The following is a 15,098-nucleotide window of genomic DNA, read 5'->3' as shown; positions in this document are numbered from 1 at the left end:
GGTTCTTGATTGATTGTAATACGTTGATGCATTTTATTTTCTGGTTTCTTTGGTGTTAGTTTGATGTACTTTCTCAAGCAGGCCCTTAAACTGCCCCAGTAAAGATTCGAACTCAGTACTGTTCAGACATGCATCCTCCTGGATCGCTTCAGGTATAGACAAGGCTTTATGGCGAAGTTCCCGCCCAGCGTCTGTAAGTGTAATCAATACTTTTCGTTCGTCCTGAGCTGAACGTTCGCGATGAATAAGTCCTGCTGACTGCAAACGTTTCAGAAGAGGCGTCAAAGTCCCTGAATCGAGGTAAAGTGCCTCTCCGATTTCCTTAACCGTACATTCTTCACGTTCCCACAATACCATCAAGACCAGGTATTGAGAATAGGTTACCCCAAGCACCTCAAGATAGGGCTGGTACATCTTCGTAATTTCACGTGAACAAGCGTATATGGCAAAGCATAATTGGTTATCCAGCTTCAAACTTTCATTCTGCATATAACTGTCTCACCTACCTATTGTGCATTCTATATTCCTTATAATAGAGGCTTACAAATGTTATAACCGCTAGAATTTGCGAATTATAAGGAGCCTTTCATCTATCTTAACATAAATTAGAAGAAAAACAGAATAATTGAGCACAAATGATTTTACTATTCTATTTAATAGCGTTAAATTTAATTGTATAAAATATACTATCGAGCTTAGATGTTCGAAAACATATGACCACGTGACAAAAAAATTCTTGATATGTTGAAACAGCTCACCACTCGTCTACATACTCCTCCACAACAGCGCGACATTGATTTGGAACTGAACTTTCTTTAATCCTGCGGTAAACTGTTAACAATCCAGAAGTCAGGGATAGATCTACAGCAGCTATGACGATGACGGGTTGACGCCCTGATTTCTTTTATATAAAATGCTTGTTAGAAGCTGAGGAAGCACCTTAATTCGTAGACTGGCCTGTATTATGCGCGCCAAGGACGAAGTGAGGTGTTTCTTTTATTATGTACGGAAAACTGCATAGTGCCTGTTTATATGGAATTGATGGAGTATTAATTGAAGTGGAAACAGATTTGTCGAATGGTTTACCCCAGACGTCTATTATCGGATTGCCGGATTCGGCTATTCGTGAAGCGGTTGAACGTGTTCGTGCAGCTATAAAAAACTGTGGTTACCAGTATCCATTGCAACGGATTACGATTAATCTGGCCCCCGCTGATCTGCGCAAGGAAGGATCTTCTTTCGATATTGCCATTGCTATTGGTTTACTTACGACAAGTGGTCAGCTAGTACTTCCTGTGCAGGAACGGACATTGGTGGTGGGTGAGCTGGCATTGGACGGTTCAGTGAGATCTGTACCTGGCATTTTGTCCATGGTAGATTTGGCAAAACGGCAAGGCTTCACCTCCGTTCTTCTGCCCGCCGATAATTTGGAAGAGGCTTCGCTGATCCGGGGTATTCAGGTATATGGCATTCGTCATTTGCAAGATATCGTTCCTGAACAGGAAACGAATTCAAAGAACAAGGGAGGAATATTGCAGAATACGGGGCCTGTTGTTTTAAAAGATTACGCCCATCTTTCTGCTCTGAATCCCAATGTCGGTGATATGGAGCGCCATGAGGGCCCAATGCGCTCTTCATTCCTAGAGGATGATTATAGTGATGTTCTGGGACAGCATCACGTAAAGCGTGCACTCATGATTGCCGCAGCTGGCATGCACAATATTTTGCTGGTCGGACCTCCAGGAACGGGGAAAACCATGTTAATTAAACGGCTGCCTACGATTCTCCCACCATTGTCCGAAGACGAAGCGCTGGAAGTAACCAAAGTGCTAAGTGCCGCAGGAAAGCTGAAAGATAACTCGAATGGTCTCATCGCAGACAGGCCCTTTCGCTCACCACATCATACGATCTCCACTTCAGGTCTAATTGGAGGCGGCGGAATCCCCAAGCCGGGTGAAGTAAGTCTTGCCCACCGGGGTATATTGTTTCTGGATGAGCTGCCTGAGTTTCAGCGGCAAGTCCTTGAAGTGTTGAGACAGCCATTGGAGGATCGTAAAGTCACCATTAGCCGTGCTAGAGCCGCGTTCACATTTCCTGCACAATTTATGCTCGCCTGCTCTATGAATCCCTGTCCTTGCGGTTATCTCTCTGCCCAATCGGAGGATCAAAGATGTATATGCAGTCCTGCACGCGTGGCCGCGTACCGTGCCAAAATTTCCGGACCCTTGCTGGACCGAATCGACCTTCAGGTCGAAGTTCCTCCCCCAGGCGAGTGGCGCAAGGCTGGCGCTTCTCCTTCATCAGCGGAAATGCAGGCCAAAGTTATTCATGCTCATCTAATTCAGGCTGCACGATATGCTAATAGTTCAGTTCGCTGGAATAGCCAGCTATCAGGAACCCTTCTGCGTCGAACGATCCGTCTGCCTGAAGAAGCAGATCAACTGCTCCAGCAGACACTGCAAGCACTGAACCTGAGCATGCGTGCACATGATCGAATTATTAAGATGGCCCAGACGATCGCAGACTTGGATCAAGATGGCGTCATTTTGACAGCTCATGTGGCTGAAGCGATACAGTATCGTCAACTGGATTTAAATTTATTTTGAGCGAGGGTCATCAAGGCAATAAAGACTATAAGGGCTATAAGGGGAAATACGTGCCTCACCCTTCAGCATCATGATAGGTTCAAACGAGATATCTGTAGATTTCAAATTCATAGTTAAATAGTTTTACAAATCAAATACCCCTGCATATATATCCTCTTTATAAAAGAAGAGGCATACGTGCAGGGGCTTTGCATAGAGCATCACGTTCGAATGAATAGCGAACAAGATATCAATTATTCAAATATAGTCAGCTTGTCCTTGGCTGGTGTACGTTCTTTGGCAGAAGGAATAACATCTGGATACCCCATGTAAACCATGCCTATAATTTTTTCCCCAGCCTGAATGCCAAGGGACTTACGGAATTTTGGTCCATAAAGGAAAGGCTTGGTTACCCAGAACGTGCCAATGTCTTCACTCCATGCCGCGAGTAGGAAGTTCTGTACCAATGCACTCACTGCTGCAAAATCTTCATCCCAGATATTCTGGCGCGGATCTTCTTCCATAACAACAATCATGACGGCAGGGACCTGCTTAATATTGGCAGAGAACTTATTATCCTCTCCCATCTCTGCATCAATAGCGTCTGCCAGCTTGTTCAGTCCATTTCCGCTAAACAATAAAAACCGCCACGGCTCACGCAATTTATGATTGGGTGCCCATACGGCTGTGTCCAACAAATCAATAATCTGCTGTGTGGGAACAGCTTCTTTTTTGAATTTTTTGACGGTACGACGATTTTGAATGGCTTCTCTTACGGCGTTACCCGTTTGGGTAGATTTACTCATGACCATGCCTCCCAGATTATAAAAATTATCCGTGACCGCAGTTCAAGCCTGCGATGTGAATCAACTCATTTATGAAAAATCAAACGGTGCAGCAAAACTGGATTACCATCTTGATTATACACTGATCGGTTCATAGGATTCAAAGGAATGCTGACAACATTATTTTGTTCTAGTTATTTCGGATGCAAAAAGACGACTCCGACTTTTACCTCTCGAAGGGATTTATAGAATAAACCTTTCTTCATTATAAGTAGCTATTTAATCAATACGGGTATGATCCTGCTCAAAATAAAAAACAACCCACAAGAGAGTCACTTTTTCAAGTGACTTTCTCGTGGGTTAACCCAGCTGAAGAATCGCGTATATAGTAGGAACTCAAAACGCATTTATAATATGATCAATCGAAACGGTTCCGCCTGCTTTATCTAGCATGACAGCAATCACATCGAAACGGATCTGATGATTCGTCTCTCCCGTCATTTGCAAATATACAGATGCAGTTGCACGCACCTGCTGCATTTTACGAATATCTACCGACTCCTGGGGTGTTCCATACTGTCCAGTTCCGCTTCTACTGCGGACTTCAATAAAAATAATCATGCCTTCATGGGAAGCAACGATATCGATCTCTCCGCTTCGGCAACGCCAATTTTGACGGAGAATCCGATAATCATGTTCTCGAAGACAGTCGCAAGCAGCTTCTTCACCCAATCGTCCTTTTTGCTGACGTGTCAGTTTTGAAGCTGGCCCCTGTTCTGATCTGCGCTCTACCATGATTCATCTTCCTCTCGTCCAGAAGCCAAACGGTCAGCACGATAAATATAGGTCAACACTTCGGCCACTAGTTGATACAGTTCCGACGGGATCTGTTCATCCAAATCCAGTTTGGAAAGCACTTCGACAAGTGCAGCATCCTCCTGAACAGGCACACCATTTTCCTTGGCTTTATCCAGAATGGCTTCTGCCACTTTGCCACGGCCTTTGGCTACGACTACTGGCGCTTCGCTCTCACCAGGTACATATTTTAAAGCAACGGCCTTTTTGGATATCAGGTCCGGTTGCGAATCCTCTTTCATACCCGCATGTCCACCCCTTTGTATCGTTCAGGACTGTAGTCCGAGGCAGTCATCTTTCGTTCGGCACCCGGTTCCTGGCCAACAGGCCAGGGTTCCGCCTTGAAAGTCAGCAACTGATAACCCAGCTTGTCCAGCGCCTTATGGATCTCTTCGCGCCCACTTTCCAGGAGCGGCCCCATTCCTTCGCCGTCATTAAGTACACGCAAACTGACGATATTATTAACAACATGCACATCCACCAGCGTTGGACCAAGACTTTTCATATCCAGATCAAACCACAGGCGGCAGTTTGATGCATCCAATTCACCGCGTTGCCCACGGCGGGACTGAATCTGAACGGAAGCCGTCTCTTCTCCATCGGGTCCGGTAATCGGGATAAACCAGTGCATCTGGGCAAAGGTAGCACTGCGATCCGTTGTCAGCAATAACTGCTGACCTGTTAGAAATTGCACGGCCTGTCCGGCGGCATCCTTAAGCGCCGCCGGTGCACCATCGCTGCTGGCAAGCTGCAGCAGCAAGCCCTTGAGCGTGTCCGTGGTTCCCGGACTCGCCACATCGCTCACGCGCGCCTGCGCAGCCGCGCCGTGCACTGCCTGCTGCTCGTGCTCCGCACCGAGCAGCTTCAGCACGCGCCCCACCCACGGGTCCCCCTCGTGGGTGACAGGCGCCGCCGCAGCTCCCGCAGGTGCTGCGGCACTACCGCCAGCCGGCAGCGCATCCGCGCCGGCTGGCAAAGGCTGCGGCGCGCCTCCGGCAGCCGCAGCCGCCTGGCCGCCCTGCGATGCAGGTGCGGCCTGTGTCGCCGCACCCGGCTGTGCCGGTGCGGCTGTGGACGCGCTGCGCAGCGCGTCCAACAGCGCCAGCAGCTTGGGCGCCAGCTGCGCTGCCGATGGAGCTGCTGGCGCCGCCTGCCCTGCTGCGGAAGCGGTAGGCCCCGCAGCAGCAGGCGTTTCACCGCGGCCGTCAGTTCGCCCGGCCGCGCCCCCTTCAGGCTGGCCTGCTATCACTCGGCCAGCCGCAACATCCACAGCCGCCCCCAGCATGCCCGGGCGGCTCCCAGCAACGCCCGCGTCAGCTGCACGCGGGCTCTCACCAGGTATTCCGGTTCCTGCCGGAATACCTGTACCCACCTTGCCAGCAGTTTCAACATGGCTGGCCCCTGCTTTTAGCCCAGCAGTCTCGGCAGTCCCTGTTCCAGTCTGCCCATTGCCTTTAACCGCACCGCCAGCAGTATCCCTCAACCCATCAGCCATTGGAGCATCACCAGCGGCTGCCCCAGGCATGAGTTGCCCGGATAAGCCAGTTGTGCCTCCTACCTGACGGTTACCTCCTGATGCAGTTAAAGCTTCCCCTGTCTGCTCTCCGTTTAACGGTACAGGCACTCCAGCCATATTTTTCACCGTAGCTGCCTGTTCACCAGTCGGCAGCGTTTTACCCGCGGTTTGGGTCAGCATAGACTCTAGCTGTTCAGCCAAACCCTTCAACAACTGATGTAGTGGCGGGCCAAAAACAGCTTGATGCAGACCCTTTACCGTTTCCGCTGTAACCGGAAGACCACGCTGAAAAGCAATACCTGTCGCCTGCACCCATTCTTCAACAGGCACTTGTGCAGGTTTGGCTGTTATCATATTTTGAACCATGGCTACATTATCCTTGGTTAAAGGTAATCCGCTTCGCTGCATAGCTAACAGCAGTTCCCGATTCCCCTTGGTATCCGGTAAACCTACCTGCTGAAGCAAATTGTTCAAAGATGCCTGTGGCAGTTCTGCTAATGTACCCGTCAGTGGTTTCATTACCGTTACGCCATTTTCACCTGGAGGCTGAACCTGAAGCAGTGTTGTTTCACCTGGGCGAAGCGGGGTTTCCAGTTTTGCACGCACCTGTACACCCTGAATCTGAAGAACCGCATCTGCTCCATCATCGGATACACTAACCACAGAACCCCGTACAACCTGACCTTCCTTTAACTCCAGTGGTTTGGCATTTCCCGGTTTACTATCTCCCAGCAACCCACGAATCACGGAACTTATATTCATACCCTTCACCCTCCCTCCATGTATGGTTAATTAAAATAAAGTGTGCTGTTCTCCGAGCAGATTGCTGAGAAAACTGCGACGATGCATGGGTGTAGCACCACGAGCCATAATTTGTTCACGATGAAATTTCGTTGCATATCCCTTATGTATCGATAAACCATATTCCGGATATAACGTATCCCAATCCTCCTTGCAAAGCCTATCCCGGGTAACCTTCGCAATAATGGATGCTGCCGCAATGGATTGACTGTTTGCATCACCTTTAATAATGGACAACTGCGGTATATTCACATCTACCTTTTCGGCATCCACCAATAGATAATCTGGCACGCCCTCAAGCGCTTCTACCGCACGTTTCATGGCAAGCCTTGCAGCCTGCTTAATATTCAGTTGATCAATCGTTTCCGCATCCGCATAACCAATTCCCACTGACAACGCCTTTTCCATTATGATGTCATATAATGCGTCGCGCTTTTTCTCCGTTAATTTCTTGGAATCATTAACCCCTTCCAGAATCAGATCACGAGGTAAAATGACGGCTGCCGCTACTACATCTCCAAACAAACAACCGCGTCCCACTTCATCAATTCCGGCAATACGTTCAAATCCACTTTCCCAATATTCACGCTCATAGATCAGCAGATCTTTGGGCTCCACCAATTCTTTTTTCTTCTTTTTCGGCTCAACCAGGGCATCCAGTTGCGTCAATTCAATTAACTCATTCATTTCATTCATTACGGTGTCATCTCCTCTGCCCACTCTTGCTTCAACGCTTCACTTTTATATCATTTTATTATATAGACGTAGATTCCCGATTTTTGTTCTACCAGATCCAATTAAACAAGAAATAAACTTCTGTGAAGCATGTATGATAATACGATGGTGAGTTATTATTTTATCGGTATCTGATGGCTTAAATTGAAGATATTCAGCATTGAGCAGGCTAAATCTTCATCACTCATCATAGCATGATTTAAGAGACCCAGATATACGTACAATACAATCCCATAAAGTGCAATTTTCTAGAATCTCCTTCCAGATCAATCAAAGTTCCTCTATTTTAAATTCCAGTATGACAAAAAGCGACCGCTCCCGGTAATCCGGTAACGGCCGCTTCTTTCGGCAGTTGTCTCTTATTTAATAAGGAGCTTCCATAGAGAAACGTCCCATTTTGCCCGCACGCAGTTCACGCAGAAATGCTCGCGATGCCTTTTCCAAATCGATACGCCCACCACTTACCACACAACCACGTATACGACCAACCTGTTCCATGATCGCAACAACGCTGTCAGAATCATCCGCATCCTTGGAGAACTCCTGAAGACCATATCGTTCTTCAAGAGAATCCCAGTAATAACGCATCAGATAACTGATGCCAAAAAAGGCGATGTCTTCTGCATTTAGAATCTCTTCCTTAATTGCACCTGTTACCGCAAGACGATAACCCACGTTTTGATCTTCGAATTTCGGCCAAAGAATACCCGGGGTATCCAGCAGTTCCATCTCTTTACCCACTTTGATCCACTGTTGTCCCTTCGTCACACCAGGACGATCTCCCGTTGCCGCAATGTTCCGTCCAGCCAGTCGGTTAATTAGCGTGGATTTACCCACGTTTGGAATACCAACAATCAGTCCACGAACCGCTCGAGGGTTAATCCCTTTAGCTATTTGACGGTCAATTTTTTCTTTTAGGAGAAGCTTCGCTTGGGTTGGGATGTCTTTCACGTTGGTACCTGTTGAAGCATCTACAGGAAAAGCAGTGATTCCCTCTTTTTTGAAATATTCAATCCATTCTTGCGTCACTTTCGCATCCGCCAAGTCGGACTTATTCAACAAAATCATCCGGGGTTTGCCCTGTAAAATCTCGTCAATCATCGGGTTGCGGCTGGAGACAGGCAGACGGGCATCCAGCAGTTCGATGACCACGTCAATCAGCTTTAACTTATCCTGAATCTGGCGTCTGGCTCGGGTCATATGACCTGGAAACCATTGAATCGTCACCTTGTCTTCACCTCATTATTTGTTGATATACAAGCTTTATCTATAACATCCACACCGCATCACTTCGCTGACAAAACAATCTTCCGTTCTCTATTATCCCCAGATTAGTTCTGCCCTCTACGTTTTAGTGTACATTTTATATTTTGCTTATATATCATGCATTCATATTAATGGTTAATCCACTTGATATCGCCGATCGGCCAGAAAATCACATCTGCACGACCTACAATATCCGTCAGTGACACATAACCGATCATACGGCTATCCGTACTGTTCGGACGGTTATCCCCCATTACAAAAACATGACCTTCAGGTACTTTCCCATCCGGGAATTGCTCATTAGGGAAGTCCTTCACGTTATAGGTTCCACCGTTCGCTTCAGCAGCATCGATTGCTCCCTGAATGTAAGTCTCATCGACTTTTTTACCATTGACGAGAACTGTATCGTCCTGAACCTCAACAGTATCACCAGCGACAGCAATGACACGTTTAATGAAATCACGGCCTTCGGTTGGAACATGGAATACGATTACTTCTCCGCGCTGTGGTTCCCTAATATCATATAAAATTTCATTGACGATCACACGTTCACCTGTATGAAAATTCGGCTGCATGGAAGGCCCGTCCACAACAAACGGTTTGAACAGTAACCACCGAATCAAAATGACAAGTACTAGTGCGATCACGATGGCTTTGAGCCATTCGAAAATTTCATTTTTGGCTTTTTTGGATCGACTGCCTTTCTCTTCAGCAGTATTGCCCTGGTCCTGTTGAACTTCCTGTTCCATTAATGATCTTCCTCTCTTCACAGTACATGTTATAGCAGTTTTTACACATCATCAGTTATGTAATCTTACACGCAAGCATTACCAGTACATTTAATCCACAATTCAAATGTCCTTCAATAACTGATTCCACAAGCCTCCCGGACTATTCGCGCGTGTGCCGCCATACCATTTTACTCGGAAGTGCACCTCCGGTTCAACTTTTCCCGGACAAAAACGAAAAGGGCTTGTCTCCAAGCCCTTCCCGGTATCCGTTATATTAACGAATTTCTTTAATTCTCGCTGCTTTACCGCGTAGTTCACGAAGATAATAAAGCTTCGCACGACGAACTTTACCACGGCGAGCCACTTCGATTCTATCGATTTTAGGGGAATGAAGCGGGAAAGCTCTTTCCACACCTACACCGTAAGAAATTTTACGAACTGTAAAAGTCTCACTGATTCCACCACCACGGCGTTTAATCACAACACCTTCGAACAATTGGATACGCTCACGAGTTCCCTCGATTACCTTAACGTGCACTTTCAAAGTGTCACCAGGACGAAAACTCGGAATATCCTTACGAAGTTGTTCTTGTGTAATCGCTTGAACGATATTCATCTATGACTCCCTCCTTCCGTACAGGCGTTCATACTTCTTCCAGAGAACACCTTGTCTCCTTCATTATCCATAGAGGACCGCCGTATTCCACATAACAGACTTATTGTATCACGCACCATAACAAAACACAAGGAAAAATAAACAAATTGCTGCCGGAACTCCTTAGTTCTTCAATCCCCTTTAATTCCCTTTACTCCAATTAGTCGTTATCCCCTATAACGATCATCTTAAGCACGTCGCTGAATTCTATTATAGTCATATTACAATCACATTAAAATACCCTGTCCATCCGCTTTTCTGCACGATTCCTTTATGCACATAGAAGCTCCGCCCTATGGATTGTCGTAATTAGTATTCTTGGATAAGTCAAGTATTAGACGGAAAAAATACTGTAACTTTCTGTCAAGAAAGATCGTCTATGATATAGCTTGTTGGATTACGTGCTGATGCATCTAAAATGTAATTCCACGAAGAAATGAAATGGCAAAAGGAGAACCAAACGAATTATGAAATACTTCAAAAAAATTGCTCTTGCTGCACTCGCATTACTCACTTGTACCATTACAATGTATGCGTATGCGGTAACTCATCCTACCAATGCAATGTCCCACAAAGCATGCACGTCCTGGGATATGGTTAAACGTAAGGCATTTCTAATGTCTCACTCCGATTATTCCAGCAAACCTGCACTTGATCTGGCTACCTTTCACATCGCACAAGGTTCGGCTACTGAAGTACCTGTACTGATGTATCATTACATACAGCCCAAAATTAATAATCATGAAACAAACAACAAATCGATCATTAATCTGGAAGACTTCGAAGAAAACATGAAATATTTGCATGAAGAAGGCTACAATACAATTACACTGGAGCAGCTTGAACAATACGTGAATGGACAGATCTCCCTACCCAAAAAGTCGATTGTCATCACCTTTGATGATGGGTATCAGAACAATTATACTTTAGCCTACCCTGTGCTCAAAAAATATAATTTCCATGCTTCCCTGTTTGTAATCGGCAGCAAAATTCAGGATCAGCCTTCGGCTTTTGATCCAGCCAAAAATACATTTATCTCCAAACAGGAGATGCAGGCCGCTAAAGACGTCTTTGAGTTCAATAGTCATACCTATAATCTGCATCACAAGGGATATATGCGTTGCGGCGACAACGTGCCAGTCGGACTCGACACAAGTCTTCTGAATGATGACGTCAAGTTAATGAAAGAAACCGGTATAGATACGCCGTATCTTGCCTACCCTTTCGGTTATACCAGCACGCAAATGATCTATCAGCTGCAGCAAAATGGGTATCGCATGGCCTTTTCCGTACGCTCAGGATTTGTTCGACCTGGGGATAATCCTATGAAGCTCCCACGATTAACGGTTACAACAGGAACTGATTTGGCTGCATTGCTCCATCCCGAATCAGACCAACAGGAAATCCTTCCTGTCGTAGAGATCAGTCATTAAGCTAGATTGATACTTCCCCGCCTGGATAAAGAGTCGAGCTATACAGCCTTTTTGGCTGAAGCTGGGCTCTTTTTATGTCCAAAGAGGTTGGAGTGGTTACATCCATCACTGAGCTGGAATAGATTACGGCTTCATGTGCATCATAGATAATGATCTGTTCCCTTCCGCTCTGACACAAGTCGGCATGTACGGCGTAGCCCTCTTTTCCGAAATCTGCAACCGTTTGCATGTTACCATTGACCAAAGCTGGCAGGACGCCCCCACCTCGACGATAAGCCAGGATATAGTCAAGCCCGCTGTCATCCCAGTTGCGTACAGGCTCAATAATGGTTAACCACCCACGAGTTTTACGATCTTCTTTCCACAGTTCTTTTCCGTCGCTATCCAACATAAACATTCCATCCTTGCCATTCTCATCTCCACGAATAATCCGATCCAAGCCTGCAATCTGTAATCCTTGTCTTTCTCTATAAAATTTCCCCAATGCAATATGCTGTGATTCAATCGAATCCTCATAACGCCATATTTCATTACCGTACCGATCCATCATCACCGTGACACTGCCACCGATAACAATTTCAACTTCCCCGTCCTCGTCCACATCGCCAAACCATATACAGTCTGCGTGATCATCAAGATTCTGACAGGACCATAATAATGTCCCATCATGATCCAGCATGTCATAGCCGGCCATCACTTCATCCTTGCCATCACCATCGATATCGTATACCCACGGAAAATGACCTATATTACCCTCATGCTTCCACAACAAATTGAAATCATGGTCTAAAGCCCATAACGTCTTATACCGATCCTTCAGCAGGATATCCATTGTGTGTTGGTCACCAGTCAGGTTTGCAAGAATAAGACAGTCATGCGCTTGCTCTTCAGGCAACTCATGACGTTTCTTTATCTCTCCGGTTCTTCCGTCTAGAATAAGAAATTGTTTGTTCATTACACACAGCACTTCATTATTTCCGTCCCCATCCCAATCTACAATTTGAGCAGGATAGTCTGATCCTGGACCGCCTGCATCCGGATCCGGTGTTCCGACCTGCCACATTAATGTTCCATCCAGATCATATGCCGACAAACAGCATACCTGATGTGGAACGTAACGGTCATCTATGCCCCCATCTGCCTGCACCAACAGCATCTCAAGCCTGCCATCTCCATTCAGATCTCCTAAAAGCATCTTGCAGCGCTCTCCAGCTTCGCTAATATTCACTCTGCCAACTTCATAAGGCTGATGATTCATATTCTTCCTCCTCAGCATGTCGTGTTCATACGCTTCTAAATAAGTTGAACTAAAGAATATTTACACTTGCCACTCCGATGACAGAACAACCTTCCGATCGCTGTTATCCCCAGATTTTTTGATTCCTTTTTTAAAAAGGGGAAATCCGGTGATAAAGGCGAAGCGTATGCTTCCGATGTAGCTTTCTTTCAGAAAGCTTTTAGCTCCGCTTCTTCAGGTTATTTCTGTCCTCTCCGTTCTCGTGTAAATGTATAGTTCAACTGATAAAGCTGAGATCACCATAAAGAAATTCTTCAGTTTATACAACCCTATTTCGGAACATGCAAAAATGTTCAAAGCGGCAAAAGTGTTCAATACAGAAAAAGACCAACCTATATATCACAAGGCTGGTCTTTAAAGCTTTTGAATGAGATTATTTTACGTGCTCAAACGAAATATATCAAATTACTCTGCATTCTTTTCACGGTCGGAACGAATCTTATTTAGCCAAATCCGTTCTTTATCCGTCAAGTCCGCCGTCTCCAGCATATCTGGTCTACGTTCCAGCGTACGAAGCAAGGACTGCTCCCTGCGCCATGCATCAATATTCAGATGATGTCCGGATAATAACATATCGGGCACCTTCATACCTCTGAATTCCGGAGGACGTGTGTAGTGCGGGTATTCGAGCAATCCGGTACTGAATGAATCCGTTACAGCACTTGTCTCATTACCCAGTACACCCGGAATAAGGCGTACAATACTATCAATCGCCACCATCGCAGGCAGCTCGCCACCCGTCAGCACGTAATCACCAATCGACAATTCGTCCGTCACGAGAAACTCACGGATACGCTCATCATAGCCTTCATAATGACCGCAAATAAAAATCAGATGGTCTTCTTGTACAAGCTCCTCTGCTTTTTTCTGTGTGAACGTCTCACCTTGCGGACACATTAGAATAATACGTGGCGGTTTCATCGTTGCCGCAGCTTCCCCTCGCTGCTCTAATACATCCTCGACAGCAGCAAAGATGGGATCTGGCTTTAATACCATACCTCCACCTCCACCGTAAGGTGCATCGTCAACTGTATTATGTTTATTGGTCGCAAAATTCCGAAAGTTTGTTGCTCCCAGAGATACAAGTCCTTTGGTTTGGGCTTTGCCCAGAATGCTGGTTCCGAACACGCCGTCAAACATTTCCGGGAATAGGGTTAATACATCCACTTTCATGTTACAGCAGCCCTTCCATCAGGTGAACCTTGACTTGCTTCTCTGCAACGTCCACGTCAAGAACAACATCATCAATAACCGGAAGCAGAATTTCTTTGCCTGCCGGCGTTTTGACAACCCATACATCATTCGCTCCAGGAGTCAAAATCTCAGAGATGGTTCCAAGTGTTTCACCCTCTTCGGTGATGACAGAACACCCAACGATTTGATGGAAGTAGTATTCACCTTCCTCCAGCTCTGCCAGATTCTCTTTTAACACTTTGGCCATGCCGCCTTTAAACTTCTCTACTTCATTAATGTTGCCATACTCTTTCAGACGAAGAATATACATATTCTTATGCAAACGTGCAGATTCCACGTTAACCATGACTGGATGATTATCTGGTGTAAAGAAAAACAACTCTGCATTTTTCGCAAAACGCACTTCCGGGAAATCAGTTAAAGGCATGATTCTCACCTCGCCGCGAATTCCATGCGTATTGACGATTTTACCTACATTCATAAACTCTGCCATACTTTCCTCCTACAGTCCATTCATATTGGTACTCATATGTGATGATCTTCCTGCGGCCGCTCCGGTTACGGATCGTTCTTCAAAATCGATTCCGTACCCTTCACTACTTCCGCAGATAATCATACTTGACGAGCTATTTCAATCCTATTATTTAAGTTTCAGCATGCACGAAAAGGGGCTAGGACATGCATCCTAACCCCCTTTCGTATATCTTTAAGATATGATATCAACGGTTACCCGTTTATCCATCTTAACTGCTGCTGATGTGACGACTGTACGAAGAGACTTTGCGATTCGCCCCTGTTTACCAATCACTTTCCCAACATCGTCAGGATGAACGGTTAACTCATATACGACAAGCCGGTCTTTCTCAACCGTCCGAACCGCCACATCTTCCGGATGATCGACCAAAGCCTTAGCAATTATGCTTACTAATTCTTCCATAGAGGACCCTCCGAATCAGCACCTTATTTAGTCAATTTAGACTCGTGGAACTTCTTCATCACGCCCGCTTTGCTCAGCAAGTTGCGGACAGTGTCAGATGCTTGTGCACCGTTTTGAAGCCATTGCAATGCTTTATCTTCATCGATCTTAACAACAGCCGGTTGTTCAACCGGGTTGTAGTAACCGATCTCCTCGATAAAACGACCGTCACGTGGGGAACGGGAATCCGATACCACTACGCGGTAGAAAGGAGCTTTGTGAGCACCCATACGTTTCAGACGAATACGAACTGCCATTTGAAAATTCAC

At 46.0% G+C, this 15,098-nt stretch carries 16 protein-coding genes; 2 read left to right on the top strand and 14 right to left on the bottom strand.

The genetic code is table 11. The annotated features are described in order from the left end of the window. Positions 1 to 33: 33 nt before the first annotated feature. A complete protein-coding gene (locus AC3ITG_RS11545) occupies positions 34 to 489 on the bottom strand; it encodes a MarR family winged helix-turn-helix transcriptional regulator (RefSeq protein WP_413377455.1) in 456 nt (151 codons plus the stop codon). A gap of 512 nt (positions 490 to 1,001) precedes the next feature. On the opposite strand from AC3ITG_RS11545, the gene AC3ITG_RS11540 reads away from it, so the two are divergent. Continuing rightward, entirely contained in the window at positions 1,002 to 2,606 is a 1,605-nt protein-coding gene (locus tag AC3ITG_RS11540; RefSeq protein WP_489253785.1) for a YifB family Mg chelatase-like AAA ATPase, read from the top strand. 233 nt (positions 2,607 to 2,839) lie between these two features. On the opposite strand, the gene AC3ITG_RS11535 is transcribed toward AC3ITG_RS11540, so the two are convergent. The 8 genes from AC3ITG_RS11535 to rplS form a co-directional block, all read right to left on the bottom strand. Next, a complete protein-coding gene (locus AC3ITG_RS11535) occupies positions 2,840 to 3,391 on the bottom strand; it encodes a nitroreductase family protein (protein WP_413377451.1) in 552 nt (183 codons plus the stop codon). Positions 3,392 to 3,766: 375 nt separating this feature from the next. Beyond that, on the bottom strand, positions 3,767 to 4,165 hold the full coding sequence (locus tag AC3ITG_RS11530; RefSeq protein ID WP_489253784.1) for a YraN family protein: 399 nt from the start codon (positions 4,163 to 4,165) through the stop codon (positions 3,767 to 3,769). Beyond that, entirely contained in the window at positions 4,159 to 4,467 is a 309-nt protein-coding gene (locus AC3ITG_RS11525) for an EscU/YscU/HrcU family type III secretion system export apparatus switch protein (protein ID WP_064639081.1), read from the bottom strand. Before AC3ITG_RS11525 ends, AC3ITG_RS11530 begins: the two co-directional genes overlap by 7 nt. Further along, a complete protein-coding gene (locus tag AC3ITG_RS11520) occupies positions 4,464 to 6,503 on the bottom strand; it encodes a DNA ligase (protein WP_489253783.1) in 2,040 nt (679 codons plus the stop codon). The genes AC3ITG_RS11525 and AC3ITG_RS11520 overlap by 4 nt, the downstream gene beginning before the upstream one ends. A 30-nt stretch (positions 6,504 to 6,533) precedes the next feature. Beyond that, complete coding sequence (gene rnhB, locus AC3ITG_RS11515; protein ID WP_413377445.1) at positions 6,534 to 7,238, bottom strand: ribonuclease HII; 705 nt, start codon at positions 7,236 to 7,238, stop codon at positions 6,534 to 6,536. A gap of 402 nt (positions 7,239 to 7,640) precedes the next feature. Next, positions 7,641 to 8,504 (bottom strand): ribosome biogenesis GTPase YlqF, encoded by an 864-nt coding sequence (gene ylqF, locus AC3ITG_RS11510; protein ID WP_063564655.1) that lies wholly within the window; start codon positions 8,502 to 8,504, stop codon positions 7,641 to 7,643. A gap of 167 nt (positions 8,505 to 8,671) precedes the next feature. After that, positions 8,672 to 9,292 (bottom strand): signal peptidase I, encoded by a 621-nt coding sequence (gene lepB / locus AC3ITG_RS11505; RefSeq protein ID WP_063564656.1) that lies wholly within the window; start codon positions 9,290 to 9,292, stop codon positions 8,672 to 8,674. A 256-nt stretch (positions 9,293 to 9,548) separates the two neighbouring features. Then, positions 9,549 to 9,890 carry a 50S ribosomal protein L19 gene (gene rplS, locus AC3ITG_RS11500; protein ID WP_024630190.1) on the bottom strand — a complete coding sequence of 114 codons (342 nt, stop codon included), beginning with the start codon at positions 9,888 to 9,890 and terminating at the stop codon, positions 9,549 to 9,551. 506 nt (positions 9,891 to 10,396) lie between these two features. Here rplS and AC3ITG_RS11495 point away from each other — a divergent pair. Then, positions 10,397 to 11,362: a polysaccharide deacetylase family protein gene (locus AC3ITG_RS11495; RefSeq protein ID WP_489253782.1), complete on the top strand. Its 966-nt coding sequence runs from the start codon at positions 10,397 to 10,399 to the stop codon at positions 11,360 to 11,362. 1 nt (position 11,363) lies between these two features. On the opposite strand, the gene AC3ITG_RS11490 is transcribed toward AC3ITG_RS11495, so the two are convergent. The 5 genes from AC3ITG_RS11490 to rpsP form a co-directional block, all read right to left on the bottom strand. Continuing rightward, positions 11,364 to 12,620, bottom strand: a complete 1,257-nt coding sequence (locus tag AC3ITG_RS11490; RefSeq protein WP_489253781.1) for a hypothetical protein — start codon at positions 12,618 to 12,620, stop codon at positions 11,364 to 11,366. Positions 12,621 to 13,064: 444 nt separating this feature from the next. Continuing rightward, positions 13,065 to 13,832, bottom strand: a complete 768-nt coding sequence (trmD, locus tag AC3ITG_RS11485) for a tRNA (guanosine(37)-N1)-methyltransferase TrmD (protein ID WP_413377438.1) — start codon at positions 13,830 to 13,832, stop codon at positions 13,065 to 13,067. Between the two features lies 1 nt (position 13,833). After that, positions 13,834 to 14,346 carry a ribosome maturation factor RimM gene (gene rimM / locus AC3ITG_RS11480; protein WP_326067091.1) on the bottom strand — a complete coding sequence of 171 codons (513 nt, stop codon included), beginning with the start codon at positions 14,344 to 14,346 and terminating at the stop codon, positions 13,834 to 13,836. 213 nt (positions 14,347 to 14,559) lie between these two features. Further along, complete coding sequence (locus tag AC3ITG_RS11475) at positions 14,560 to 14,790, bottom strand: KH domain-containing protein (RefSeq protein ID WP_024630185.1); 231 nt, start codon at positions 14,788 to 14,790, stop codon at positions 14,560 to 14,562. 23 nt (positions 14,791 to 14,813) lie between these two features. Then, positions 14,814 to 15,086: a 30S ribosomal protein S16 gene (gene rpsP / locus AC3ITG_RS11470; RefSeq protein ID WP_024630184.1), complete on the bottom strand. Its 273-nt coding sequence runs from the start codon at positions 15,084 to 15,086 to the stop codon at positions 14,814 to 14,816. Positions 15,087 to 15,098 lie beyond the last annotated feature (12 nt).

The sequence above is a fragment of the Paenibacillus sp. GL_099_B genome (assembly GCF_057835695.1).
The sequence above is the reverse complement of the archived record's forward strand: the minus strand, read 5'-3'. Positions and strand labels throughout refer to the sequence as shown.

Excerpts from the sequence above, each read along its gene's own strand:
- rimM (WP_326067091.1), bottom strand. The coding sequence starts at position 14,346 with ATGGCAGAGTTTATGAATGTAGGTAAAATCGTCAATACGCATGGAATT.
- AC3ITG_RS11545 (WP_413377455.1), bottom strand. The coding sequence starts at position 489 with ATGCAGAATGAAAGTTTGAAGCTGGATAACCAATTATGCTTTGCCATA.
- AC3ITG_RS11475 (WP_024630185.1), bottom strand. The coding sequence starts at position 14,790 with ATGGAAGAATTAGTAAGCATAATTGCTAAGGCTTTGGTCGATCATCCG.
- rpsP (WP_024630184.1), bottom strand. The coding sequence starts at position 15,086 with ATGGCAGTTCGTATTCGTCTGAAACGTATGGGTGCTCACAAAGCTCCT.
- AC3ITG_RS11490 (WP_489253781.1), bottom strand. The coding sequence starts at position 12,620 with ATGAATCATCAGCCTTATGAAGTTGGCAGAGTGAATATTAGCGAAGCT.
- rplS (WP_024630190.1), bottom strand. The coding sequence starts at position 9,890 with ATGAATATCGTTCAAGCGATTACACAAGAACAACTTCGTAAGGATATT.
- AC3ITG_RS11520 (WP_489253783.1), bottom strand. The coding sequence starts at position 6,503 with ATGAATATAAGTTCCGTGATTCGTGGGTTGCTGGGAGATAGTAAACCG.
- AC3ITG_RS11535 (WP_413377451.1), bottom strand. The coding sequence starts at position 3,391 with ATGAGTAAATCTACCCAAACGGGTAACGCCGTAAGAGAAGCCATTCAA.
- trmD (WP_413377438.1), bottom strand. The coding sequence starts at position 13,832 with ATGAAAGTGGATGTATTAACCCTATTCCCGGAAATGTTTGACGGCGTG.
- AC3ITG_RS11540 (WP_489253785.1), top strand. The coding sequence starts at position 1,002 with ATGTACGGAAAACTGCATAGTGCCTGTTTATATGGAATTGATGGAGTA.
- rnhB (WP_413377445.1), bottom strand. The coding sequence starts at position 7,238 with ATGAATGAAATGAATGAGTTAATTGAATTGACGCAACTGGATGCCCTG.
- AC3ITG_RS11495 (WP_489253782.1), top strand. The coding sequence starts at position 10,397 with ATGAAATACTTCAAAAAAATTGCTCTTGCTGCACTCGCATTACTCACT.
- AC3ITG_RS11525 (WP_064639081.1), bottom strand. The coding sequence starts at position 4,467 with ATGAAAGAGGATTCGCAACCGGACCTGATATCCAAAAAGGCCGTTGCT.
- lepB (WP_063564656.1), bottom strand. The coding sequence starts at position 9,292 with ATGGAACAGGAAGTTCAACAGGACCAGGGCAATACTGCTGAAGAGAAA.
- AC3ITG_RS11530 (WP_489253784.1), bottom strand. The coding sequence starts at position 4,165 with ATGGTAGAGCGCAGATCAGAACAGGGGCCAGCTTCAAAACTGACACGT.